This window comes from Nocardiopsis valliformis DSM 45023, assembly GCF_000340985.1.
Classification (GTDB): domain Bacteria; phylum Actinomycetota; class Actinomycetes; order Streptosporangiales; family Streptosporangiaceae; genus Nocardiopsis; species Nocardiopsis exhalans.
In genome coordinates this window covers 332,146-355,224 of record NZ_ANAZ01000004.1, presented here as the reverse complement: position 1 = coordinate 355,224, position 23,079 = coordinate 332,146, and the positions used below count along the sequence as shown (strand labels likewise).

Genomic DNA, 23,079 nt, shown 5'->3' with positions numbered 1-23,079 from the left:
TATTGGATCAACCGAGGTCAGATCCGGGTTCAGCCTTCGTCGGGCGCCCGGTGGACGTCCTGGAGGGCGTTGCCCAGCCGTGCGCTGGCGCGGGCGCGCAGGGCGTCCTCGATGGCCGTCCGCAGCACTTCGCGGTCGTCGAAGGGCAGGACCTCACCCTTGACGTACTGGCCGGTCTCGTGGCCCTTGCCCGCGACCACGACCACGTCGCCGGGGCCGGTGCGGTGCACGCCCAGGCCGATGGCCTCGGCGCGGTCGAACTCCACCGTGACGCGCGCCCGCTGGTCCTCAGGGACCTTGGACACACCCTCCAGCATCGCGGTGGCGATGGCGACGGGGTCCTCGGTGCGCGGGTTGTCGTTGGTAATAATCAGCTGGTCGGCCAGGCGCGCGGCGGCCTCACCCATCAGCGGGCGCTTGGCACGGTCGCGATCGCCGCCGCAGCCAACCACCATGGTGACCTGGCCGTCGGTGGTCTCGCGCAGGGCGCTGAGCACGGCCTCGATGGCGCCGGGCTTGTGCGAGTAGTCCACCAGGGCGGCGAAGTCCTGGAAGCCCGAGGAGGTCCCGCGGACCTCGACCGACTCCATGCGGCCGGGCACGCCCGGGGCCGCGGCTACACCGGCGATGGCGATCTCCAGCGGGATCCCGGCCTCGACCAGGCCGACGACGGCGGCCATGGCGTTGGAGACGTTGAACGGCCCGGGCAGGCCCACGGAGGCGCGGGCCTCCATGCCGCCGGGGCCGACGATGCGGAAGGTGCTCCCGGTGGCGCCCAGTTCGACGTCCACGGCCTTCCAGTCGGCGTCCATGCCGTTATCGGGTCCGGCGTCGGAACCGCCCTCCACGGCGAAGGTGGTCACCGGGACCACCCCGCGCCCCTGGACCATGTCCACGAGGGCACGACCGAAGCGGTCGTCGGTGTTGACCACCGCGATGTCGCAGTACTCGGGGGTGAACAGGAGCGCCTTGGTGTCGAAGTAGTCGCGCAGGTCCGAGTGGAAGTCCAGGTGGTCCTGGGACAGGTTGGTGAAGATCGCCACGTCGTAGCGGGTACCGCCGACACGACCCAGGGCCAGGGCGTGGCTGGAGACCTCCATGGCCGCGGCGGTGGTGCCTCGTTCGCGCATGACCGCGAAGAGCCCGTGCAGGTCGGTGGCCTCGGGCGTGGTCAGGGAGGAGGCGACGCGCTCGTCGCCCACCCGCATCTCCACGGTGCCGACCAGACCGGTGCTCATCCCGGCCTGGCGCAGCCCGGACTCGATCAGGTAGCTGATCGTGGTCTTGCCACTGGTGCCGGTGGTCCCGACCAGGAGCAGGTCCTTGGCCGGGTCGTCGTAGACCCAGGCGGCGGCGGTGCCCAGGGCGGCGCGCGCGTCGGGCACGACGATCACGGGCAGGCCGGTCTCGGCGGCGCGGTCGGCGCCCGCGGCATCGGTGAGGATCGCCGCAGCCTCGGCGTCGGCTACCTGTTGTGAGAAGTCCGCGCCGTGGGCGCGGGTCCCGGGCAGGGCCGCGTACAGGTCGCCCTGCTGCACCTTGCGCGAGTCATGGGTGATACCGCGGACATAGATCTCCCGGTCGGGGAGGTCCGCTGGACGGTCCGCGCTCAGGTCGGGGCGCAGAAGAGTGGTGTCCGGCCCGAGCAGCGCTGCGAGGGCGGACAGTGGACGGAGTTTGGTGTGTTCAGGTCGCATTACCGGTGGCACGTGTGGAGGTTAACGGCTGTGGAGGACCTCTCGGTAATTTCCACGCTGCGTTGTCGGTTATTCCCCCGGATGGGGGTTGCGCCCAGGTTACGCGCGATACTTCGAGGAGAGGGGGTGGCACGGGTATGGATCTGACAAGGCCACTGGTGCTGGATGGCGGGTTGGCCACGCGGTTGGAGGCCTACGGCTGCGACCTGGGCGGCGGCCTGTGGTCGGCCCGATTGCTGGCCGAGGAGCCCGAACTGGTCGCGCGTGCGCACCGGGACTACTTCGAGGCGGGCGCGGACGTGGCCATCACGGCCAGCTACCAGGCGAGTGTGACGGCCTTCACCGAGCGGGGGTACTCGCGGTCGGAGGCGCTGGGGTTCATCGGGCGTTCGGTGGAGCTGGCGCTGGCCGAGCGCGACGCCTTCGGTTCAGGGTTGGTGGCCGCCGGTGTGGGGCCCTACGGGGCGGCGCTGGCGGACGGTTCGGAATACACCGGCGCCTACGACCTGGATGAGGACGGCCTGTACGCCTGGCACCGGGAGCGCTGGCGGGTCCTGACCGGCGCCGGGGCGGACCTGGTGGCCTGCGAGACCTTGCCGTCCCTGGCGGAGGCGCGGGCGCTGGCGCGGCTGCTGGAGGAGACCCCGGATGTTCGCGCGTGGTTCAGTTTCTCGTGTGCGGACGGCGAGCGGATCAGCGACGGAACCCCGCTGAGGGAGGTGGCCGCCGAACTCGCCCCGCTGTACGGGCGCGGGTTGGTGGCGGCGGTGGGGGTGAACTGCGTCCCGCCCCGGAACGTACCGTCCCTGCTGGGCGAGGTGGCAGCGGTGGGCCTGCCCTCGGTGGCCTACCCGAATTCGGGCGAGCTGTGGGACGCCGCCGGTCAGCGGTGGACCGGCAGCTCCGAAGCGGAGGGCTTCGGCGAGGCCGCCGCCGGATGGTGCGCGGACGGCGCGGTGTTCGTGGGCGGCTGCTGCCGCACCGGCCCCGAACACATCCGCGCCGTCCGCACCCGGGTCTGACTCCGGGCCTCCCCAGCCCTACGAGTCCGTCCCTACGAGTCGTCTTCCTCCTCGAAGAGGCGGATGGCTGGCGGCTCGGTGCCCGTCGGGGGAACCTTCATGGTCTTGAGGGCGAAGGACATGATGTCGTTGAACACCGGCCCCGCGGCCTCACCGCCGTAGATGGTCCCCCTCGGGCTGTGCAGGACCACCTGGACGATCAGCTCCGGGTCGTCCGCCGGGGCGAAGCCCGCGAAGGTCGCGGTGTAGTCGTTCTCGTTGTAGGCGCCGGTCTCGGGGTCGAGGCGGTTGGCGGTACCGGTTTTGCCCGCCACCCGGTAACCGTCGATCCGGGCCTGCGGTGCGGTGCCCCCGTCGCCAGTGACGGCCTCCAGCATCAGGGCGAGCTGTTCGGCGGTCTCCTCGCTGACCACTCGGGTCTTCTCCGGTTCCCCGGCCGGGGTGAACTCACCCTCCGGGTCGACCGTGCCCGCGACCAGCCGGGGTTCCACTTGGACCCCGCCGTTGGCCACGGTGGCGTAGACCAGCGCCATCTGGGTGGCGTTCACCGAAAGACCGTGCCCGATGGACACCGACGGCAACTGGGTACCCCACCAGTCGTCGGGGTCGGTGAGGATGCCCGCCTCCTCGCCCGGCAGCGCCAGGCCGGTCGGCTGGCCGAGCCCGAAATCCTTCATGAAGTTGTACAGCGTCCCGCGGCCGACCTCGTCGGCGATCTTGATCGTGCCGACGTTGCTGGACTGGGCCATGATCCCGTTGACCGTGAGCCGTTGGGTGCCGTTGTTGGTGGAGTTGCGGAAGGTCCGGTCGTAGTACTGGAGGGAGTAGGGCACGGTGTACACCGTCTCCGGGGTGGTGAGCCCCTCCTCCAGCGCCGCGGCCAGGGTGATCACCTTGTTGGTGCTGCCCGGTTCGAAGGTCTCGGCCACCGCGCCGTTGGACCACTCCTCGGGTCCGGTGGCGGAGATGTCGTTCTGCGAGTAGGACGGGTAGTCCGCCATCGCGAGGATCTCGTGGTCGGTGTTGGTGACGATGACGCTGCCGCCTTCGGCGTCCAACTCCTCCACCCGTTCGGCCAGCGCCCGCTGGGCGAACCACTGGAGGTCGCGGTCCAGGGTCAGCCGCACGTCCTGGCCGGGTTCGGGTTCGCGCACCAGACCGCCGGCCATGGGGATCTGGGTGCCGTCGCTGCCCACCTCCACCTGGCGCTTTCCCGCCTCACCGGAGAGCGTCTCGTCCAGGTAGCCCTCCAGCCCCTCCAGGCCGTGTCCTTCGGAACCCACGAAGCCGACCAGGTCGGCGGCGCCGGTCTCCTCGGGGTAGACGCGCTCGTAGTCGACCTCGGCGCCGACCCCGGACAGGCCGAGATCGCGCATCTCCTGCCAGTCGCCGGGCGAGATCCGGTGGGCCACCACCTGGTAGCGGCTGGGCGTGGCGTCGACCTTGGCAGCCACCTCGTCCTCGTCCAGGTTGAAGCGGGTGACCAGTTCGTCCACGACCTGGTCGCGCTCCTCCTCCTTGACCTCCTCGGGGTCGACGAAGACGGTGCGCACCTCCACCGACAGCGCGAACGGGTTGCCGTTGACGTCGGTGATCTGCCCGCGCAGGGTCGGGATGTCGATGGTCTGCAGGCGCAGGTTGGCGGCGGCCTCGGCGTAGCTGTCGGCGTCGATGCCCTGGATCTGGGTGAGCCGCCCGGCGAACAGCATCATGATGACGACGATGATGACCCCACCGATCTTGATGCGCTTGGCCGGGTCGCCCGCCCGGAAGGTGCGGCGCAGCAGCGGGGGCGGCGGGGGCGGCGGCGCCGGGGGCCTGCGGCGGGGCCGCTCACCCGCTCGGCGCGCCGGACGCGCGGTACTCCCCCGGCCCGCCCCCGCCGCGCCCGGGCGGACGCGGGAACCGTCGGCCGGGCGTCGTGGTTCGCGCTGGGGGCGCTTGCTGGGCCGGGACCCGGAGCGTCCTGTCGCTCCGGGTCTGCGGGGGTCACGGGGGTTTCGGTCCCGGGGGTTGCTCACTCACCGCTCCCAGCGTTTCCGGCGCCGACGCCGTTCTCCTGCGCGTCCGCGCCGCTGCCACCAGTGATCTCACCGCTGTCCAGATCCAGGAAGAGCGTGGCCTCGCCCTGTTCCATGCCCATCTCCTCGGCCTCCCCGGAGATGCGCTCGGAGGTCTCCAGATGGGCGACGGACTTCTCCTTTTGCTGTTCCACGTAGGAGAGCTCGCGGTTCTCCGCCTGCAGTCTGGTGATGGTGTAGGCCTCCTGGGCGACGACGCTGCGCAGCACCAGCAGGGCCACCAACGCGCCGCCGAGCAGGCACAGGATCAGCAGCACGAACGGGATCTTCGGCGCCGGGGCGCCCCCGCCGGAGCGGGTGGTGCGCGTGGTGCGGGTACTCGCCGCGGGGCGCGCGGTGCGTTGGGGCGTGGCGGGACGCTTGGTGGTCCTGCTCCCCCTGGTGGTCGTGCTCCGCTCCTTGGCGGTGCGGCGGGTGTCCGTCTTCGTGCCCATCTGCTCTCCCTACTGCCGCGACGGCCGGCGCACGCGTTCGGCCGCGCGCAGGCGGGCCGACTGCGCGCGCGGGTTGCGCTCGTTCTCTTCGTCCGTGGGGAGTTCCGAGCCCCTGGTGAGGAGCCGGAGTTCCGGTTGGCGGTCCGGGAGGGGGACCGGAAGGTCGGCAGGCGTGGTGTCGGTGGCCAGGGCCGCGAGGGCCTTCTTGGTCATCCGGTCCTCCAGCGAGTGGTAGGACAGCACCGCGATGCGGCCGCCGAGCCCCAGACGGGAGATGGCGGCGGGGAGGGTCTCCTTGAGGATGGAGAGTTCGGCGTTGACCTCGATGCGCAGCCCCTGGAAGGTGCGCTTGGCGGGGTGGCCGCCGGTGCGGCGGGTGGCCGCGGGGATGGCCTCGCGGACCAGTTCGGCCAGCTCGCGGGTGGAGTCGATGCGGCCCTGGGCGCGGCGGCGCTCGATCGCCCTGGCCACACGGGAGGCGAAGCGTTCCTCACCGTAGGTGCGCAGCACTCGGGTGAGCTCGGCGACGGGGTAGTCGTTGACGATCTCGGCCGCGGTGAGCGCCTGGGTGCGGTCCATACGCATGTCCAGGGGGGCGTCGTGGGCGTAGGCGAAACCGCGGTCGGTCTCGTCCAGCTGCGGTGAGGACACGCCGAGGTCGAGCAGGACGGCGTCGGCTTCCTGAACCCCGGCCTCGTCGAGGGCGCTCGGGATGTCGGAGTAGACGGCGTGCACGAAGTGGGTGCGGTCGGCGTAGGGCGCCAGGCGCTTGGCGCTGCGCTCCAGGGCGGTGGTGTCCCGGTCCACGCCGACCAGTCGCATGCTGGGGCAGGCCTTGAGCAGGGCCTCGGAGTGCCCGCCGAGCCCGAGGGTGCCGTCGACGAAGACCGCCCCGGGACGGCTGAGCGCCGGGGCGAGCAGTTCCACGATCCGGTCGAGCATCACCGGCACGTGCAGAGGATCAATTCCTTCACGTGCGGCACGGATGCGCGCCTCGATGTCGTTCTGCGCGACCTGGTGCTGCGTGTCCCCGTGCTCTGCGGTCTCGTTCGGAGAGCTGTCCCCGTCGGGTCGCTCGTGCTGCCGGTTGTCCCCCATGCGCTGCTGTTCCTCCACGCTCTCGCGGTCTCCCCCTGAAGTCCGTGCAGCGCACTGGGCGCGCTCCACGGTGTCCTTCGCGTGGCCCCTCCGAAGTACCGGCGGGCCTCCGGACACGGCCGCTATTGTCCACCTTTCGGCGGACGCGCGCTCACGACCTGGCACCGGGGAAGTCGCGCCAGCTCGTGTGACCGTCTCCGGAGACCGCTGCCGGTCCCGGCATTGCATGGACTCTGTGCTGCTGGTGGATCGAGGCGGCGAGATGTCCGCCCCGCCGTCACAGCACCCCGGGCAGCACCTCCTCTGAGAGTTGCGAGAACGCCTGCTCCTGCTCGGCCTCGTACTCCGACCACGCGGTGGCGTCCCAGATCTCCAGGCGCGTGTTGGCGCCGATCACGACGCAATCGCGGTCCAAGCCCGCGTAGGCGCGTAGTTTCGGCGGGATCGTGACCCTGCCCTGCTTGTCACAGGACTCGTCCGACGCGCTGGCGAAGAGGACGCGGCTGTAGTCGCGAACCGCCTTGGCGGTGACCGGAGCGGAGCGCAGGGCGTCGGTGATGCGACTGAACTCGGCCGTCGGAAAGACGTAGAGACAGTGCTCCTGGCCTTTCGTGATCACCAAACCCCCCGACAGTTCGTCGCGGTACTTCGCGGGAAGGAACAGCCGTCCCTTCTGGTCGAGGCGAGGTGTGTGGGTGCCGAGGAACACACACTCACCCCCTCACCCCTAAGTGGAGAATTCACCCTCATCTCCACGGTGCCCCACCTTACTCCACTCTCCCCCACCGTCAACAGCTTCAACCCGGATTCATCGGCCTTGGAATCGACAAAATCGCAGGTCAGAGAGGCGTGTCGGCAGTGGGGGGCGAGCGCCGCCGCGCAGCGCCCGCGTGCGTCGCACCCTGACGGAGGGGAAGCGGACAGGAGCCGGGGAGGGCACCGAGGCGAGAACGGGTCGGCGACACATGGTGACGACCACCACCCGGCACAACTTCGGGCGTGTTTTCCGCGTCCGACCCGTTGTCGGGGAGCACGCTCCCGCCAATGATCAGTGGACCGATTCGAGCTCTTTCACCACTTTGGCCTCCAGAGGAATCATTCGTCGGCCGATTCCGGCACTTTGGTTTGCAATCGGTCTGATTGGCCCTAGCCTCGGATCGATACACCGAGACATACTGAGCGAGAGGGGTCTCGTGTCACTCGGCACACAGCACGACGGTCACGGGGGCGACGTCCGAGGGGACGTCAATGCCGTTGTCGCCGTCGCCGACCGCGTCCGCGGCGCGATCGAGACGGTCATCGAGGGCAAACCCGAGGTGCTGCGCATCGCGCTCACCGTCATGCTCGCCGAGGGCCACCTTCTCGTCGAAGATGTACCCGGGGTCGGCAAGACCATGATGGCCAAGGCCCTGGGCCGGGCCGTGGACTGCTCCGTACAGCGCGTGCAGTTCACCCCGGACCTGCTGCCCAGCGACATCACCGGGGTCAGCGTCTACCACCAGGACCGCAACGAGTTCGAGTTCAACCCGGGCCCGGTGTTCGCCAACATCGTGCTCGGCGACGAGATCAACCGGGCCTCGCCCAAGACGCAGTCAGCCCTCCTGGAATGCATGGAGGAACGGCAGGTCAGCGTCGACGGGCAGACCCGGGCCCTGGAGCGGCCGTTCATGGTCGTGGCGACCCAGAACCCGGCCGACATGGAGGGCACCTACGCCCTGCCCGAGGCGCAGCGGGACCGGTTCATGGCCCGCGTCTCCGTCGGTTACCCCTCGCCCCAGGCCGAGCTGGACATGATCGACAGCCACAGCTCCCGCTCCCCGCTGGAGCAGCTGGCCCCGGTCACCAACGCGGCCGAGATCCGCTCCCTGGTGGACCGCGTCCACAACGTGCACATGGCGCCGGGGATGCGCCGCTACGTCGTGGACCTGGTCAACTCCACCCGGACCGCACCCGAACTCAAGCTGGGCGCCTCGCCCCGCGCCACCCTGCACCTGGTGCGCGCGGCCCGGGCCCACGCGGCTCTGGAGGGGCGCCACTACGTCGTCCCCGACGACGTGCAGGCCCTGGCCGTCCCGGTCCTAGCCCACCGGCTGCTGCCCGGACCCGAAGCGCAGATGGAACGGCTCAGTGCCGAGCAGATCGTGGCCAAGCTGGTCGCCCGCCTGCCGGTCCCCGGGCCCCGCTGACACTGATCTCCCCAGCCCGGTCCCGGCCCCGGTTGCGTAGACCTGACCGGGTCGGGCACCGGCGACCGGGGTCAGGAAACTGACCGGGCGGACATCCCGTCACCACGGGTACGGAACCGGTCCGGGGAAGCGAGCCCGGCCCGGGTCCCGTCACCGTTCCCCGCAGAACCCCGCTGAGCAGGCCGTCCGACCCGAACCCGGCAGAACCGAGCCCCTCGAACCCGAGAGACGCACCATGCGCCCGCACCGAACCCTCACCGCCCGCGGTGGACTGATGCTGTTCTTCGGCGTGGTCGCGCTCGTGTGCGGTTTCGTCATCGGCCAGCGGGAGCTGGTGGGGGTGGGCCTCTTCCTGCTCCTGGTGCCGCCGATCTCCGCGCTGACCATCCTCGGGGCGACCAACCGGGTGGTGCACAGCCGGGCACTGCACCCGCCGCGCGTCCCGGCCGGGACGGACACCCGGGTCCTGGTCCGGGTCGGTAACTCCTCCCCCACCTGGCCGGTGAGCTGGGTACGGATCGAGGACACCCTGCCGGTGCGTCTGGGTTACGAACCCCGGTACACAGTGGGCCACCTGGCCCCGCGCGCGGTCCGCGACGTCACCTACCTGGTCCGCCCGGCGGTCCGCGGCCGCTACCCCGTCGGTCCGCTCCGGGTGAGCGTGGTGGACCCGCTGGGCTGTGTCCGGGTGACCCGTGAGGTCGGCGCGCCCACGCCCCTGCTCGTGACCCCGCCCGTGGTCCCGATCGCCGTCCTCGGCGCCTCCGACGGCTCCCAGGGTGAGAACTCGCCGCGCCGTTCGGTGAACGGCGCCGGTGAGCAGGACCCCATTCCGCGCGAGTACCGCTACGGCGACGAGATGCGCCGGGTGCACTGGCGCTCCACTGCCAAGCACGGCGAGCTCATGGTGCGCCGGGACGAACAGCACTGGCGGGAGCACAGCACCCTGCTCCTCGACACCCGGGACGCGGCCCACACCGGAGAGGGCCCCTGGAGCTCCCTGGAGACCGCGGTGAGCGTGGCCGCCTCCGTCGCGGTGAACCTCCTGGACAGCGGGCATGAACTGCGCCTGCACACCGAGCGGGGCCAGCTGTTCACCGAGCACGCGTCCGGCGTCCTGGACGGGCTCGCCACCGTGGAGGCCTCCGAGGCGGACAGTCTCCACGGCGGGATCAGCACCCTGGAAGGGGCCCGCGGCTCCTCGGCCAGCCTGGTGGTGGCGGTCCTGGGCGCACTCTCCCCGGAGGACGCCTCGGCGCTCTCCCGGGTGCGCGGCTCCGGACTGCACGTGGCGGTGCTGTGTGTGCGGGCCGCCTGGGACACCTCCGAAAACACCCAGCGCATCGCTGAACTGCTCTCCGCCAACGGCTGGCGAGTACTCCCCGTCGCCGACCCGACCGAACTGCCCGCTCTGTGGCAGCAGGCGATCTCCCCCGGCTCCTCCGGGTTTCCCGGCCGCTCCGGTTTCCCGCCCTCTGCCAGCAGCCGCACCGGGGAGGTCCCCCTGACCCCGGCGGGCCCCCACGTCCCCTGGGAGGGGTCCCGTTGAGAGTGACCAGAGCACTGATGCCGCTGGCCGTCATGGTCTCGATGCTGGCGGCGCTGCCACTCCTGGGCGGGCTGATCCGCGGCGACTGGTGGGGCCCGGCCGCCGTCCTCGTCGTCGCGGTGGCCGTGGTCTCCGCGCTGTACCGCCTGACCGACCGCAACGCGTTCCCGGTGCCCTTCCTGCAGCTGATCGTCGCGGCGCTCCTGTTCACCCCGATCCTCGCCCCGGGCACCGGTTTCCTCGGCATCGTTCCGACCGCGGCCACCTTCGAGCAGACCTGGACGCTGTTCGAGCAGGGCGTGCACAGCATCAACACCAGCGCTCCCCCGGTGGCCGCCACCAACGGGCTGCGGATGATCATCGCGCTGACCTTCGTGGTGTTCGCGATCACCGCGGACTTCCTGGCAGTGACCGCCCGCTGCCCGGGAATGGTCGGCGGCCTGCTGCTGGCGCTGATGCTGGTACCGCTGGCCGTGGACGGCGGCGGTCTGACCTGGGTCCAGGCCGCTGTCTGCGCCGCGGGCTTCCTCGCCCTGCTCGCCACGGACATGTGGGTTCGGGGACGTGAGTGGGGGGTCCGGGTCCCGAGCGGGAACGACCCTGCCGGCCGCTTCAGCGCGGGCGCCGTCCAGCTGGGCACCGTGGTCGCCGCCGCGGCCACCGCGATCCTGCTGGCCCTGTCGCTGCCCCTGATGATGCCCTCCCTGCGCACCGACGCCTTCTACACGATGGCCGACGGCAACCAGTTCGCCTCGAACAACAGCGTGACCACCACACACCCGCTGGTCTCGCTCCGCCGCGACCTGGCCTCCTCCTCCGACCGCACGGTGCTGACCTACCGCACCGACGCCGAGGACCCCGAGTACCTGCGCACCTTCGTCCTGGACGAGTTCGACGGCGAGAACTGGACGATGTCCCCGGTGCACACCGACCGCGACGCCAGGGTCAGCGGCGACCTGCCCCTGCCCCCGGGCTGGTCGGAGGAGTCCGACACCTCGGTCACCACCCGGGTGTCCCTGGACTCCGACGCCCCCCGGATGGAGTTCCTGCCGCTGCCCTACCCGGCGCGCACGGTGGAGGTCTCCGGCGACTGGTACGTGGACCCCGACACCCTGATGGTGTTCACCACCGACACCCCGCCGACCGGCTTCAACTTCGTGGTGGAGTCCGCCGAGAACCAGCCCGACGCCCAGGACCTGGCCAACGCCGGACGGCCGCGCTCACTGCCCAACGACTACCTCAGACTGCCCAACAACATCGACGACCGCGTGCAGGAGCTCACCGACTCCCTGACCACGAACGCCGACACCCCCTACGCGCGTGCCACCGCACTCCAGGACTTCTTCACCGGGGGCGCCTTCACCTACGACCTGAGCCCGCCCGCCACGCCCGGCGATGCCGACCCCCTGTCGCACTTCCTCCTGGACGACCGGATCGGCTACTGCGAGCAGTTCGCCGGGGCGATGGCGATCATGGCCCGCCAGGCCGACATCCCGGCCCGGGTCGCGGTGGGCTACACCGCAGGTCAACAGGTGGGCGACGGCCGCTGGTCCGTGGCGGTGAGCGACGCGCACGCCTGGCCGGAGCTGTACTTCGAGGGTTCGGGCTGGGTGCGTTTCGAGCCCACACCGGCCTCCTCGCAGGGGCAGGGGTCGGCCACGGTCCCCGACTACACCTCCGGGGCCGACGTCGACCCCGAGCCCGTCCCCGAACCAGAACCCACGAACGCCAGCAGTCCCGAGCCGAGCGATTCCCCGACCGAGGAGCCCAGCGCCTCCCCGGAGGCCGGCGAGTCCCCCGAGGACGAGCCCGCCGAGGACGTCGGCGGCACCGCCGGCGGGAGCACGAGCTCGGACGCGGCGCTCTGGTGGCCCGCCGTCGTCGGCGTGATCGCCGCCCTGCTGCTGTTGGCCGCTCCGGCCCTGACCCGGGTCCTGATCCGCGGGTCCCGCCGGGCCGCCCTGGCCTCGGGTGGGGTCGCCGGAGCCCACACCGCATGGCGGGAACTGCGCGACACCTGCCTGGACCTGGGCCTGGACTGGGTGCTCACGGAGAGCCCCCGGGCAACCGCCGCCCGCCTGTGCGCCGTCCGCGAGGACGGAAGCGTCATCCCCGGCGAGGCCCACGCCGCCATCTGGCGTCTGGCCCGAGCCGAGGAGGCCGCCCGCTACGCCCCGGACCCGGAGACCGGCACCCAGATGGCCGCCGACCTGGCCACGGCCACGGCGGGCCTGTCCGCCAGCGCATCTGGCAGCGACCGCTGGCGCGCCCTTCTGCTCCCGCGCTCCCTGGCCCCCTGGCAGCGCCCCAGAACCGCTGCGGAAGCCGTCCCCGCCACTTCCTGAGTGCCGGTGGTGTCCCTGGGCCCTACAAGGTTCCAGGGGCGCCTGGGGTGTCTGTGGCCCCAGGGACGTCTGAGTCCCCTGGGAGGGACCGGGTTGCCCCAAGGCAGGGGCACGGGAGACCCGGAACGTAGCCGGACCAGGAAGCGACTCGTGGGCCCCGGAGACCTCCGAGGACCGCGTCAGTGGGCTGCGGCCGGTGAAGGCGTGACCCCCGAGAGGCAGGTGGGAGTGCCTCCAAGAGGCACAGGCACTGGAGGCGGGCGTGACGCACACGACCCAGCCGGGCCCCGGTGGGTGTTCGGGTGTGGGCGTTCTGTGTCCGAAACCCCGGGCGGGGTTGTTCCGGTCGGGGGCGGGACGGGGCTGGCTCAGGGTTCAGGCACGAAAAACGGTGGGTCCCGCACACGATGATCGTGCTCGGGCCCCACCGTCTTGGAACACGCAGGCGCTCAGGGCATCCGTCGCGAGGGCGAACCGGTGTCCGCCCCGGGTGAGTTACTACTCCTCACCCTGCTGGCGGCGACGCCACCGCTCCTCGAAGCGGTTCATCATTCCCGGACGCTTGTCGCCCTTGCGCTTCTTGGGCTCATTCTCGGCCTCCGCGAGCATCGCCTCCGCGCCGCCGGCGGCCTTACGCCAGGCGTTCGCCCCCATGAGGAAGGAGGCCAGCATGAAGATGAAGCCGAGGACGCTGATGGTGACCGGAAGTGCCAGCGACGCGTCCGGGCCTCCCAACAACAGCCCCAGGAGCAGCAACCCCATGCCGAGCACGAAGCCGATGACGGCCTTGATGATCCAGCGCTTGTAATGGACTCCGGGGTTCGTCTGCCGAACAGTGTTCGCGAACTTCGGGTCCTCGGCATACAGCGCCCGCTCGATCTGGTCGAGCATGCGCTGCTCGTGTTCAGAGAGCGGCACGGCGCCTCCCTACGGCAGTCCCCGGTTGGGGTGACGGGTACTGAAAAACAGTCTCTTGGTCAGTGGTATGCCCAGAATACGGTGCACTAGCGCCTAGTGGAAAGAAAAGCTGCGTGTGTACCTGACCCACTACGGCCACGATACCCTCGCCCTGTATCGGAAACACCGGCTTCCATGCCTCTCTTCTTACCCTTACTCCGGTTCTACCCATGAGAACGCTCAGAGGTCCCCGGAAGTTGCCGCATCATACGTCGTTTTCGTCACTCTTGGCCAATACGGCCGACTGTATCGCGCCCGGACCGAAACGGGCCTTCACCCGGTCCATAACCCGTTCAACGTCCCGCCAACCTGTGTCCTCCTCCCCCAACGCCAACTGGCGGTGTGAAAGTTCCACCGGGGCGACACCTTCCACACGAACCCCCACCAGCCGCAGCGGAGTACCCCTCAGCCCCGACGCCGCGTAGAGCGCACGCGCCACAGCGCTGATCTCCCTCCCCACGTCCGTGGTCTCGGAGAGGGTCTTCGCCCTGGTGATCGTGGAGAAGTCGGCCCTGCGCAGTTTCACGCTCACTGTGCGCCCCACCTGCCCCGAGGCGCGCAGCCGGTGCGCGACCTTCTCGGACAGGCGCAGCAGCTCGCGGTCGACCAAGCCCGGGTCATCCACGTCCACGGAGAAGGTCTCCTCCGCGCCCACGCTCTTGTCCGGGGTCTCGGCGACGACCGGGCTAGGGTCCTCGCCCCGAGCCAGCGCAGCCAGGCGGGTACCGGCCTTCTCGCCCAGTTCCATGCGCAGGAGTTCGGGGTCGGTCCGGGCCAGGGCGCCGACGGTGCGCAGGCCCAGCCGGACGAGTGTGCGTTCGGTCTTGTCCCCGACCCCGGGCAGCGCCCCGATGGGCAAGGGGTCCAAAAAGCCGTGCACGGTGGTGGTGGGGACCAGCAGCAGCCCGTCGGGCTTGCAGTGGGTGGAGCCGAGCTTGGCCACGAAACGGGTGGCGGCTACCCCGACGGAGCAGGTGAGCCGCTGCTCCCGGCGGACGCGTTCGCGGATCATCGCGGCGATGCGCACAGGGCCGCCCAGACGCCGGCGGGCACCGGAGACGTCCAGGAAAGCCTCGTCCAGAGACAACGGCTGCACGAGGGGCGTGACCGAGCGCAGGATGTCCATGACGGCCTCGGAGGCCTGCCGGTAGGCGGCTCCGTCCGGCGGGTAGACCAGGGCGTCCGGGCACAACCGCACCGCCTGGGCCATGGGCATCGCCGAGTGCACGCCGTGGCGGCGGGCGATGTAGTCGGCGGAGGAGACCACACTGCGCGGACCGGTACCGCCCACGATCACCGGGCGGCCGCGCGCCTCGGGGTGGCGCAGCTGCTCCACACTCGCGAAGAACGCGTCCATGTCCAAGTGCAGGATGTGGCAGTCCTCGTCCGGACCGGAGCCGTCCGGAGGGAAGTCGGCGTCCAGCGGAGCGATGCCGTCGGGGGTGACCACACCCCGCAGAGCGGCACCGCGTTCCAGTTGACGTCGGCTCATAGGCCCAGGTTATGCCCTGACCGGAGCCGCCCTGCCCCGGGGCACCGTCCGGTACCGGCCACCCCGACGCCCTGCAAAAGCAGGGCTGGGCCGGGGCGCGTACGAGGCGCACGCGTCCCAGGTAGACGCGGCGTGCAGGGCGCACGGGACATGCTGAGCACACGGGGTGCCTACCGTCCCAGCTGGGACGGGAGGCACCCGGGCGCACGAGGTCCGCACCAGTAGTCTGCTCTCGGCCGCACCGCCCGCTCCTATCCCAGGGATCCCATGCGAGACATCGTCATCTTCTCCGGCAGCGCACACACCGAAATCGCGGAGGAGATCTGCGCGGACCTCGGCAAGCCCCTCTCCCCCACCCGGGTCTCCCGGTTCGCCAACGACTGCCTGGAAGTACAGCTCCAGGCCAACTGCCGCGAACGCGACGTCTTCATCATCCAGCCGCTGGTCCCCCCGGTGCAGGAGAACCTCGTCGAGCTGCTCCTGATGCTGGACGCGGCCCGGGGCGCCTCCGCTGCGCGGACCACGGTGGTCATGCCGCACTTCGCCTACGCACGCTCGGACAAGAAGGACGCGCCGCGCATCTCCATCGGAGGGCGGCTGGTGGCCGATCTGCTCGCCACCGCGGGCGCCAGCAGAGTCCTGGCCATGACCCTGCACTCGCCCCAGGTCCACGGGTTCTTCAGTGTCCCGGTAGACCACCTACACGCGCTCGGTGAGCTCGCCGACCACTTCCGGAGCGGGGATCTGTCCAACACGGTGGTGGTCTCCCCCGACTTCGGCAACGTCAAGGAGGCTTCGGCGTTCGCCCGCAGGCTGGGCACCCCGGTGGCGTCCGGGGCCAAGCAGCGGTTCAGTGACGACCGGGTGAGCGTCACGTCGGTGATCGGTGACGTCGCCGACCGAGACATCATCATCCTGGACGACGAGATCGCCAGGGGGAGCACCGTCGTGGGGCTGATCGAGCGGCTGCGCGAGCAGAAGGTGCGTTCCATCCGCGTCGCCTGCACGCACGGGCTGTTCAGTGACGGGGCGCTGGACCGGCTTACCACGATGGACGACGTGGCCGAGATCGTGTGCACGAACACGGTGCCCCTGGCCCCGGAGCAGACCTCACCGAAACTGCGGGTGCTGTCAATCGCGCCCGCGTTGGCCGAGGCGATTCGACGCATCCACGACGGGGAGTCCGTCAGCACGCTCTTCGACATCCACTAGAGCGACGGGAGGACCTGGAACAGAGAGCCCCCGGGAAACCCCCGCCGTCAGTGCTTGAGCGCGATGGCGTGCAGCTGGGTGGCGATGCCGATCAGCTCGGGGTGGTCGGCGGCGGCCCGCTCCAGATCCACCAGGTGCTGCCCGGCCTGGGCGTCGCCCTCCCAGGCGTGCCCGGGCAGGACGTCGGCGAACACGCGCACCCCGCGCACGCTCTCCCCGGTCAGGCCGGAGTGCCCGATGAGTTCGAGGAGCTGCTGGCGGGTGAACCGGCGGGGCATGGGGTCGGCCTCGCCCCAGCGGCCGTCCGCGTCCGAGAGCAGGTGCTGGGCGTCGGTGATGTGCCCGGCCAGGGCGCGGTGCAGGGCACCGGCGACGGCGTTGGTCACCAGCAGGCTGACCGCGCCGCCGGGCCGGGTGATACCGGCGACGTCGGCCAGCGCCACGGCGGGTTCGTCGACGTACTCAAGCACGTTGTGCACCAGCACGAGGTCGGCGCTGTCGGCCGGGAAGAGCGAGGCCAGGTCCTGGGTCTCCCCCTGGACGCCGCGCACCGTGACACCGCTCTCCGCGGCGCGGCGCTCCAGGGCGGCCAGGGAGTCCGGGCTGGGCTCGACGACGGTCACACGGTGACCGAGCTCGGCGAGCGGGACGGCGGCGCCACCGGTGCCGCCGCCCGCGTCGACGATTTCCAGGGGCTCACCGTCGGAGAGGCGGGACAACAGCTGTGAGAGCGCGTCCCAGACCACGGCGGTCCGGGCGGTGTTGGCCGCCCGCGCGGGACCGGTCGCACCGCTCGTACCGAAGCCGCTCGCGGTGGTCGCGAACGTGCCGCTCCTGTCAGTCAACTGCGTTCCCTCAATCAGCTAGTGCCCGCGCCCCGCCACGGGGCACGGTCCGCCCGGCCCGGCCTCGGCTCGAGGTCTCAGAGCGAGAGCGTCGACTTGTTCTCCATCAGCCTAGACAGAAGTCCGCTGATGAAGTTGGGCGACTCGTCGGTGGAAAGCTCCTTGGCCACACCGACGGCCTCGGCGATCGCCACGCCGTCGGGGATGTCCTCGGCCCACAGCAGCTCGTAGGCGCCCATCCGGAGGATGTTGCGGTCCACGACCGGCATGCGTTCCAGGGTCCACCCGATGGCGTACTCGTCGAGGAGTTCGTCGATGCGTGCGCGCCGCTCATCGACGGAGCGGGCCAACAGCTCGGTGAACTCGTTGATCGGCGGTTCGGGCTGGGCCCGGCGACGCTTGATGACGTCCTCCACCGAGGTGGAACGCACCTCGGATTCGTAGAGGACCTCCACCGCGCGCCGACGGGCCTTACGCCGTGCACCACTCATCAGTTGACACGACCGAGGTAGTCACCGGTGCGGGTGTCGACCTTGACGCGCTCGCCCTGGGTGACGAACAGCGGCACCTGGATGGTCGCGCCGGTCTGGACAGTGGCGGGCTTGGTGCCGCCGGTGGAGCGGTCGCCCTGGACGCCCGGGTCGGTCTGGGTGATCTCCAGCTCGACCGCGGCGGGCATCTCGATGTAGAGCGGGTTGCCCTCGTTGGTGGCCACCGTGACCTTGGTGTTCTCCAGGAGGAAGCCCTTGGCTTCGCCGACCACGGCGTCGGACACCGGGATCTGGTCGTAGGTCTGGGTGTCCATGAAGATGAAGGAGTCACCGTCGTGGTACAGGTACTCCATGTCCCGGCGGTCGACGCTGGCGAACTCGACCTTGGAACCGGCGTTGAAGGTCTTGTCGACGATCTTGCCCGTGAGGACGTTCTTCAGCTTGGTGCGGACGAACGCGCCGCCCTTGCCCGGCTTGACGTGCTGGAACTCCAGGACGTTCCAGAGAACGCCTCCGTCGAGCTTCAGGGTCGTGCCGTTCTTGATGTCGTTCGTCGTGGCCACTTCGGTCGTCTCTCCAAGGGGTGTGACACGTCGGAGACCGGACTCGCTGGTCCGGTCGGTGGTCAGTGGGGCGAGGCGTGGCTCCCGAGGCCGCCGGTGGGTGTGTCCGCGGTTGGGTGTTTCCACCGCCAGACGGGTGTGTCCACTGCTAGCGGGGACTGTGTCCGCCAGCGCCCGGGCACTCCTCGCCTTCGATCAGTCTAGTGGCTTCCGGGGACTCAGGAACCGTCCACGACCGCCTGGTAGGCGGCGTCCAGCAGCTCAAGCGCGGGACCGTTGAGGATCGACGGACTGGCCAGGCCGTCCAGGACCACGAAGCGCAGGGTCGCGCCGCGGGCTTTCTTGTCCACGGCCATAGTGGCGCGCAGCTCGTCCCAGGACTCGGCGGCGTAGCTGACCGGCAGGCCCACCGAGGTGAGCACGGAGCGGTGCCGCTGGACCAGGGCATCGTCGATCCGGCCGTCCAGACGGGCGAGTTCGGCGGCGAAGACCATGCCGATGGAGACCGCATAGCCGTGCCGGAAGGTGTAGTTCTCGGCGCGCTCGATGGCGTGCCCAAGGGTGTGGCCGTAGTTGAGGATCTCGCGGCGGCCGCTCTCCTTGAGGTCACCGGAGACGACGTCGGCCTTGACCCGGATCGCGCGCTCGATGAGCTCGCGGGTGTGCTTGCCCTCGGGCAGTGCCGCACCCTCGGGGTCGTCCTCGACCAGATCGCAGATGACGGGGTCGTCGATGAAACCGGCCTTGACGATCTCGGCCAGGCCGCCGATGTAGTCGGCCTGGGGCAGGCTCGGCAGAGTGGCCAGGTCGCACAGCACCCCGGCCGGGGGGTGGAAGGCGCCGACGAGGTTCTTGCCCTCGGGGGTGTTGATGCCGGTCTTACCGCCGACGGCGGCGTCCACCATGCCGAGCAGGGTGGTGGGCAGCAGCACCGAGCGCACCCCGCGCAGCCAGGTCGCGGCCACGAACCCGGCGAGGTCGGTGGCGGCACCACCGCCCACACCCACCACGGCGTCGGTTCGGGTGAAGTTGAACGAGCCCAGCCGCGACCACAGGTCGGTGGCGACGGCGGCGGTCTTGGCAGCCTCGCCGTCGGGCACCGGCATGGGCCGGACGCGGTAACCGGCACCCTCCAGGGCCCCGACCACGGGACGGGCGATCTCGCCCAGACCCTCGGGGTGGATGACGGCCACCTGTGCGGCGCCCCCGACCAGAGAGGGCAGTTCGGAGAGGATCCCGCTGCCGACGACCACGTCGTAGCGTCCAGTGGGCTCCCCCACACCGATCCGGGTCACGGTCACTTGTCGGCCTTTCCAGTGGTTTCGGGGAGGTCGGGGAGAGAGGAGACGATGGTGTCCACGATCTCCTCGGGGTGGTAATCGGTGGTGGGCACGGTCACCGAGGCCAGGCCCTCGTAGACGGGGAGGCGTTCGTTGAGGAGCTTGCGCAACTGGGTACGCGGGTTCCCGGCCAGCAGGGGGCGTGCGACGTCCATCCCGACGCGTTTGGCGGCCTCGCCGAAGTCCACCTGCAGGTAGACCACGTGGTGGTCGACCAGGTCCTTGCGGGTGTCCTCGTTCAGGACCGCGCCACCGCCGACCGCGATGACGCCCTCCCAGACACGAAGGCCCTCGGCGACGACCTCGCGTTCCAGGGCCCGGAAGTGCTCTTCGCCGTCCTCGAGGAAGATGTCGCTGATGGGCTTGCCCGCGCGCTTCTCGATCTCGGTGTCGGTACACAACAGGTCCGCGTCGAGCCGACGGGCCAGCGCCTCGCCGACGGTGGACTTGCCCGAACCGGGCGAACCGATGAGCACCGCGATCGCTCTTGCCACGCTCTGCCTACCTCTGGGGAACCGCTCCCCGCGAACGCGAGGAGGAAATCTCTGCCGTGTGCGTCCTGTCTAGCAGAAACACCGCACAGCGCGTGCGGGGAGCAGGCGTTCAACCTCAGCAGCCGGCTGCCGGGCCGCGTGAGTTATCCACAGCCTGACGGATCCCCGCTTGTCACGGGTCTGGCCCAGCACGCATGCTCGTTTGTGGGGGAACCTTCGTCTCGGCCGACCTCGGCATGCCCGAAAACCGCGCTACGGCATACGTCAACAGCGAGCCATCCCCGCATGCGCGGGGAGCAGTACCACTAGGAGTAGTTTTTTCGACTCGCAGAGTGAGCCATCCCCGCATGCGCGGGGAGCAGTTGACGTCTTTTTCTGTCAAGGTTGGCTTGACGGAGCCATCCCCGCATGCGCGGGGAGCAGACTTCTTGAGCAGGCAACTTACCAGCGGACAGTGGTCAGAAATCCAACTTCTGGAAAATCAGACAGAACAGACATCATCATGGCCGCTCGGCGGAGAAGGCAAGGCCTCGATGGTTCAGTTCCTCGTCCTCGTAGCGTCCCTGGACGGTGGCCTCGACGTCGAAGGCGTGAACCTCGGTGGGCGGGTAACCGATGAGTTCCGCGGCGCGGCTGGGTACGGTCCCCTCGGAAGCCTCGGTGGACTCCCAGAGCAAGACCGCGCCCCAGCGATCGGTTTCGGGGTCGGCGATCCAAGCTTTGAGGCGCAGGCCGGGCACTTCAGCGAAGGCGTCGACGGATTGGTCGCGCAGGTAGGCGCGCAGGGACTCGATGGTCTGGGCGGACTCGGACAGGTCCCACCAGACGGTGACCAGGCGGGGGTTGTCCATGCGGAGCACTCCTCGGGGGCGAAAGAGCGGTGGCCCGCCCTCCAGAGGGAGGGCGGGCCGGGGTGAACGGTTCGGGTCTAGCGGATCGCCAGTGAGTCCAGGTAGCCCTGGAGGTTGCGGGCGGTCTCGGGGACCGAATCGCCGCCGAACTTCTCGATGGCGGCCTCGGCGATGACCAGGGCGACCATGGCCTCGGCCACCACACCGGCGGCGGGGACGGCGGTGACGTCGCTGCGCTGGTGGTTGGCCTTGGTGGGCTCGCCGGTCTCGATGTCGATGGTGTCCAGCGCGTTGGGCACCGTGGCGATGGGCTTCATCGCGGCGCGCACTCGCAGCGGGTCACCGGTGGACATGCCGCCCTCGACACCGCCAGCGCGGTTGGTCCGCCGACGCACGCCGTCGGGGCCGGGCTCGATCTCGTCGTGGGCCTCGGATCCGCGGCGGGCCGCAGTGCGGAAGCCGTCGCCGACCTCCACGCCCTTGATCGCCTGGATGCCCATGAGCGCTCCGGCCAGGCGGGAGTCCAAACGGCGGTCCCAGTGCACGTGGCTGCCCAGACCGGGCGGAAGGTTGTAGGCGAGCACCTCGACGACGCCGCCCAGGGTGTCCCCGGACTTCTTGGTGTCGTCGACCTCCTCGACCATGCGCGCGCTGGTCTCGGCGTCGAAGCAGCGCAGCGGGTCCTCGTCGATCGCGGCGAGGTCCTCCGGGCGGGGCTCGGGTGAACCCTCGGGGACGGCGACGGGTCCCATGGAGACCACGTGGCTCAGGATCTCGATACCGAACGCCTGGCGGCAGAACTGCCGGGCGACCTCGCCGATCGCGACCCGGGCCGCGGTCTCGCGAGCGCTGGCGCGCTCCAGGATCGGTCGGGACTCCTCGTGCCCGTACTTCTGCATACCGACGAGGTCGGCGTGCCCGGGGCGGGGCCGGGTGAGCGGCGCGTTGCGCGCCACGCCGTCCAGTTCCTCAGCGGGAACCGGGTCCGGCGACATCACCTTCTCCCACTTGGGCCACTCGGTGTTTCCGACCTCGATCGCGACCGGCCCACCCTGGGTGATGCCGTGCCGGATGCCTCCGATAACGGAGACTTGGTCTTTCTCGAACTTCATCCGGGCGCCCCGACCGTACCCGGCGCGGCGGCGGAGCAGTGCGGCGGCGATGTCGTCAGAGGTGACGGACACACCGGCCGGAAGGCCCTCCAGAATCGCGACGAGTGCAGGTCCGTGGGACTCCCCCGCGGTCAGCCAACGCAACATGTGCACGATCCTCCCACGGATCAGGTGCCGGGGTGATCACCGGGATCGGGGTTATGGGAGGAACCGGTCCTGGGTTATGGCAGGAGAGGGTGACCGGCGAGGACGGTGGCGAGGGTGGCAGCGAGCATGAACGGGCCCAGGGGGAGGGGTTCGGCGCGGGTGATCCGGCGCAGTGCCAGCAGGGCCAGACCCACCAGGGAGAAAGCCGCGAAGGCCCAGAACGCGGCGACCAGCGCGCCCACCGGACCGGCGGCCCAGCCCGCGTAGAGGCCGGTCAGCCCGGAGAGTTTGACGTCGCCGAAACCGAGCCCGCCCGGTTTGATCCGCCACATGAGCCAGTACAGGACCGTGATGAGGACCATGCCGACGAGGGCCTGCGAACCGCGTTCGAGGTCGGGGCCGACGGGTGGGAGGAGAACCGCCGCGGCCAGCAGGAGGGCGGCCACGGGGTAGGCCGGAGCGACGAGGGCGTCGGGCAGGCGCATGACCCGCAGGTCGATGACGGACAGGGGCACGCCGAGCACGATGAGCCAGAGCACAGCCAGCACGCCGAACGGAGACCAGTCGCCCGCATGCCAGGGCGCCAGGGCGCCGACCAGCGCGAAGAGCAGGGCAGTGCCGATGATGACGGCCGGGTGGGGGCGAACCCGGCGTTCGCAGTGGGGGCAGGCGCCGCGCTGTCGGAAGGCGCGGGCGGCGACGACCGGGAACCCTCTGGCGAAGGGGAGTTCGGCCCGGCAGTGCGGACAACAGGGCGGTGGCGGCCCGTCGTCCTCCCCTAGGTCGCGGCCGGGGCTAGCGGGCGTAGGTCTTGATGGGGCCCCGAACGGTGCGTCGGAGGCTCCTTCCTGACCGGGGAGGGCCCGGCTCCGGGCAGTTCTGAGCGCGGAGGGTGACCCCGCCTCGGTGGGGGGTTCGGAACTCCGTGAGGGGCAGGCCGATCCGAAGAGGTGCACGAGGCGACCGGTGGCACGGCCGACCACGATGCCGAGCACACAGAGGCTGACGGCCGCGAGGACCGCCCACAACAGCGGAGACGGCGTGAACACCAAGGGGGTGGGCATGTGTGGAAGCTACCTGTTGGGTGAGCTACGCAACAGTGCCAGCGGCTTCCTGTGGACAACCCGGTCGCCTTGGACCACGTGCGCAGCATGCACGACCCG

The 23,079-nt window shown here is 70.4% G+C and carries 20 protein-coding genes; 5 read left to right on the top strand and 15 right to left on the bottom strand.

Translation table 11 applies throughout. The features are described from left to right. Nucleotides 1-29: 29 nt before the first annotated feature. Entirely contained in the window at nt 30-1,697 is a 1,668-nt protein-coding gene (locus D457_RS0106205) for a UDP-N-acetylmuramoyl-L-alanyl-D-glutamate--2,6-diaminopimelate ligase (RefSeq protein WP_017579780.1), read from the bottom strand. A 137-nt stretch (nt 1,698-1,834) separates the two neighbouring features. On the opposite strand from D457_RS0106205, the gene mmuM reads away from it, so the two are divergent. Beyond that, complete coding sequence (gene mmuM, locus D457_RS0106200; protein ID WP_017579779.1) at nt 1,835-2,719, top strand: homocysteine S-methyltransferase; 885 nt, start codon at nt 1,835-1,837, stop codon at nt 2,717-2,719. 32 nt (nt 2,720-2,751) lie between these two features. Here mmuM and D457_RS0106195 read toward each other — a convergent pair whose 3' ends face one another. The 4 genes from D457_RS0106195 to mraZ form a co-directional block, all read right to left on the bottom strand. Further along, nucleotides 2,752-4,740 (bottom strand): peptidoglycan D,D-transpeptidase FtsI family protein, encoded by a 1,989-nt coding sequence (locus D457_RS0106195; protein WP_017579778.1) that lies wholly within the window; start codon nt 4,738-4,740, stop codon nt 2,752-2,754. Further along, entirely contained in the window at nt 4,737-5,234 is a 498-nt protein-coding gene (locus tag D457_RS36370; RefSeq protein WP_017579777.1) for a hypothetical protein, read from the bottom strand. Before D457_RS36370 ends, D457_RS0106195 begins: the two co-directional genes overlap by 4 nt. A 9-nt stretch (nt 5,235-5,243) precedes the next feature. After that, nucleotides 5,244-6,332 carry a 16S rRNA (cytosine(1402)-N(4))-methyltransferase RsmH gene (rsmH, locus tag D457_RS0106185; RefSeq protein ID WP_026116388.1) on the bottom strand — a complete coding sequence of 363 codons (1,089 nt, stop codon included), beginning with the start codon at nt 6,330-6,332 and terminating at the stop codon, nt 5,244-5,246. A gap of 277 nt (nt 6,333-6,609) precedes the next feature. Then, nucleotides 6,610-7,041, bottom strand: coding sequence for a division/cell wall cluster transcriptional repressor MraZ (gene mraZ / locus D457_RS0106180; protein WP_017579775.1), 432 nt, complete (start codon nt 7,039-7,041; stop codon nt 6,610-6,612). A 484-nt stretch (nt 7,042-7,525) separates the two neighbouring features. On the opposite strand from mraZ, the gene D457_RS0106175 reads away from it, so the two are divergent. The 3 genes from D457_RS0106175 (at nt 7,526) to D457_RS0106165 (ending at nt 12,412) form a co-directional block, all read left to right on the top strand. After that, nucleotides 7,526-8,518, top strand: a complete 993-nt coding sequence (locus D457_RS0106175) for an AAA family ATPase (protein WP_017579774.1) — start codon at nt 7,526-7,528, stop codon at nt 8,516-8,518. 235 nt (nt 8,519-8,753) lie between these two features. Then, entirely contained in the window at nt 8,754-10,067 is a 1,314-nt protein-coding gene (locus tag D457_RS0106170; protein ID WP_017579773.1) for a DUF58 domain-containing protein, read from the top strand. A 17-nt stretch (nt 10,068-10,084) separates the two neighbouring features. Beyond that, nucleotides 10,085-12,412, top strand: coding sequence for a transglutaminase family protein (locus D457_RS0106165; protein ID WP_017579772.1), 2,328 nt, complete (start codon nt 10,085-10,087; stop codon nt 12,410-12,412). 498 nt (nt 12,413-12,910) lie between these two features. On the opposite strand, the gene D457_RS0106160 is transcribed toward D457_RS0106165, so the two are convergent. Further along, entirely contained in the window at nt 12,911-13,330 is a 420-nt protein-coding gene (locus D457_RS0106160; RefSeq protein WP_017579771.1) for a DUF3040 domain-containing protein, read from the bottom strand. 244 nt (nt 13,331-13,574) lie between these two features. Beyond that, nucleotides 13,575-14,861, bottom strand: coding sequence for a DNA polymerase IV (gene dinB / locus D457_RS0106155; protein ID WP_051072873.1), 1,287 nt, complete (start codon nt 14,859-14,861; stop codon nt 13,575-13,577). Nucleotides 14,862-15,128: 267 nt separating this feature from the next. Here dinB and D457_RS0106150 point away from each other — a divergent pair, with 267 nt between their 5' ends. Next, the gene (locus D457_RS0106150; RefSeq protein WP_017579769.1) at nt 15,129-16,073 is read left to right on the top strand and encodes a ribose-phosphate diphosphokinase; all 945 of its coding nucleotides are present in this window, start codon (nt 15,129-15,131) and stop codon (nt 16,071-16,073) included. A 47-nt stretch (nt 16,074-16,120) separates the two neighbouring features. Here the strand turns inward: D457_RS0106150 and D457_RS0106145 are convergent, their stop codons facing one another. The 8 genes from D457_RS0106145 to D457_RS0106110 form a co-directional block, all read right to left on the bottom strand. Next, entirely contained in the window at nt 16,121-16,918 is a 798-nt protein-coding gene (locus tag D457_RS0106145; RefSeq protein WP_017579768.1) for a methyltransferase domain-containing protein, read from the bottom strand. Between the two features lie 77 nt (nt 16,919-16,995). Then, the gene (nusB, locus tag D457_RS0106140; RefSeq protein WP_026116386.1) at nt 16,996-17,409 is read right to left on the bottom strand and encodes a transcription antitermination factor NusB; all 414 of its coding nucleotides are present in this window, start codon (nt 17,407-17,409) and stop codon (nt 16,996-16,998) included. Next, nucleotides 17,409-17,972 carry an elongation factor P gene (gene efp, locus D457_RS0106135; RefSeq protein WP_017579766.1) on the bottom strand — a complete coding sequence of 188 codons (564 nt, stop codon included), beginning with the start codon at nt 17,970-17,972 and terminating at the stop codon, nt 17,409-17,411. The genes nusB and efp overlap by 1 nt, the downstream gene beginning before the upstream one ends. Nucleotides 17,973-18,190: 218 nt before the next feature. Next, nucleotides 18,191-19,273, bottom strand: coding sequence for a 3-dehydroquinate synthase (gene aroB / locus D457_RS0106130; protein ID WP_017579765.1), 1,083 nt, complete (start codon nt 19,271-19,273; stop codon nt 18,191-18,193). Further along, nucleotides 19,270-19,788, bottom strand: coding sequence for a shikimate kinase (locus D457_RS0106125; protein WP_017579764.1), 519 nt, complete (start codon nt 19,786-19,788; stop codon nt 19,270-19,272). The genes aroB and D457_RS0106125 overlap by 4 nt, the downstream gene beginning before the upstream one ends. A 518-nt stretch (nt 19,789-20,306) precedes the next feature. After that, nucleotides 20,307-20,657, bottom strand: coding sequence for a hypothetical protein (locus tag D457_RS0106120; protein WP_017579763.1), 351 nt, complete (start codon nt 20,655-20,657; stop codon nt 20,307-20,309). Nucleotides 20,658-20,734: 77 nt separating this feature from the next. After that, nucleotides 20,735-21,916 carry a chorismate synthase gene (gene aroC / locus D457_RS0106115; protein WP_017579762.1) on the bottom strand — a complete coding sequence of 394 codons (1,182 nt, stop codon included), beginning with the start codon at nt 21,914-21,916 and terminating at the stop codon, nt 20,735-20,737. Between the two features lie 74 nt (nt 21,917-21,990). Further along, nucleotides 21,991-22,980 (bottom strand): prepilin peptidase, encoded by a 990-nt coding sequence (locus D457_RS0106110; RefSeq protein ID WP_017579761.1) that lies wholly within the window; start codon nt 22,978-22,980, stop codon nt 21,991-21,993. Nucleotides 22,981-23,079 lie beyond the last annotated feature (99 nt).

Excerpts from the sequence above, each read along its gene's own strand:
- nusB (WP_026116386.1), bottom strand. The coding sequence starts at position 17,409 with ATGAGTGGTGCACGGCGTAAGGCCCGTCGGCGCGCGGTGGAGGTCCTC.
- D457_RS0106165 (WP_017579772.1), top strand. The coding sequence starts at position 10,085 with ATGCCGCTGGCCGTCATGGTCTCGATGCTGGCGGCGCTGCCACTCCTG.
- D457_RS0106150 (WP_017579769.1), top strand. The coding sequence starts at position 15,129 with ATGCGAGACATCGTCATCTTCTCCGGCAGCGCACACACCGAAATCGCG.
- D457_RS36370 (WP_017579777.1), bottom strand. The coding sequence starts at position 5,234 with ATGGGCACGAAGACGGACACCCGCCGCACCGCCAAGGAGCGGAGCACG.
- D457_RS0106170 (WP_017579773.1), top strand. The coding sequence starts at position 8,754 with ATGCGCCCGCACCGAACCCTCACCGCCCGCGGTGGACTGATGCTGTTC.
- D457_RS0106110 (WP_017579761.1), bottom strand. The coding sequence starts at position 22,980 with ATGCCCACCCCCTTGGTGTTCACGCCGTCTCCGCTGTTGTGGGCGGTC.
- rsmH (WP_026116388.1), bottom strand. The coding sequence starts at position 6,332 with ATGGGGGACAACCGGCAGCACGAGCGACCCGACGGGGACAGCTCTCCG.
- mmuM (WP_017579779.1), top strand. The coding sequence starts at position 1,835 with ATGGATCTGACAAGGCCACTGGTGCTGGATGGCGGGTTGGCCACGCGG.
- D457_RS0106205 (WP_017579780.1), bottom strand. The coding sequence starts at position 1,697 with ATGCGACCTGAACACACCAAACTCCGTCCACTGTCCGCCCTCGCAGCG.
- D457_RS0106120 (WP_017579763.1), bottom strand. The coding sequence starts at position 20,657 with ATGGACAACCCCCGCCTGGTCACCGTCTGGTGGGACCTGTCCGAGTCC.
- dinB (WP_051072873.1), bottom strand. The coding sequence starts at position 14,861 with ATGAGCCGACGTCAACTGGAACGCGGTGCCGCTCTGCGGGGTGTGGTC.
- aroC (WP_017579762.1), bottom strand. The coding sequence starts at position 21,916 with ATGTTGCGTTGGCTGACCGCGGGGGAGTCCCACGGACCTGCACTCGTC.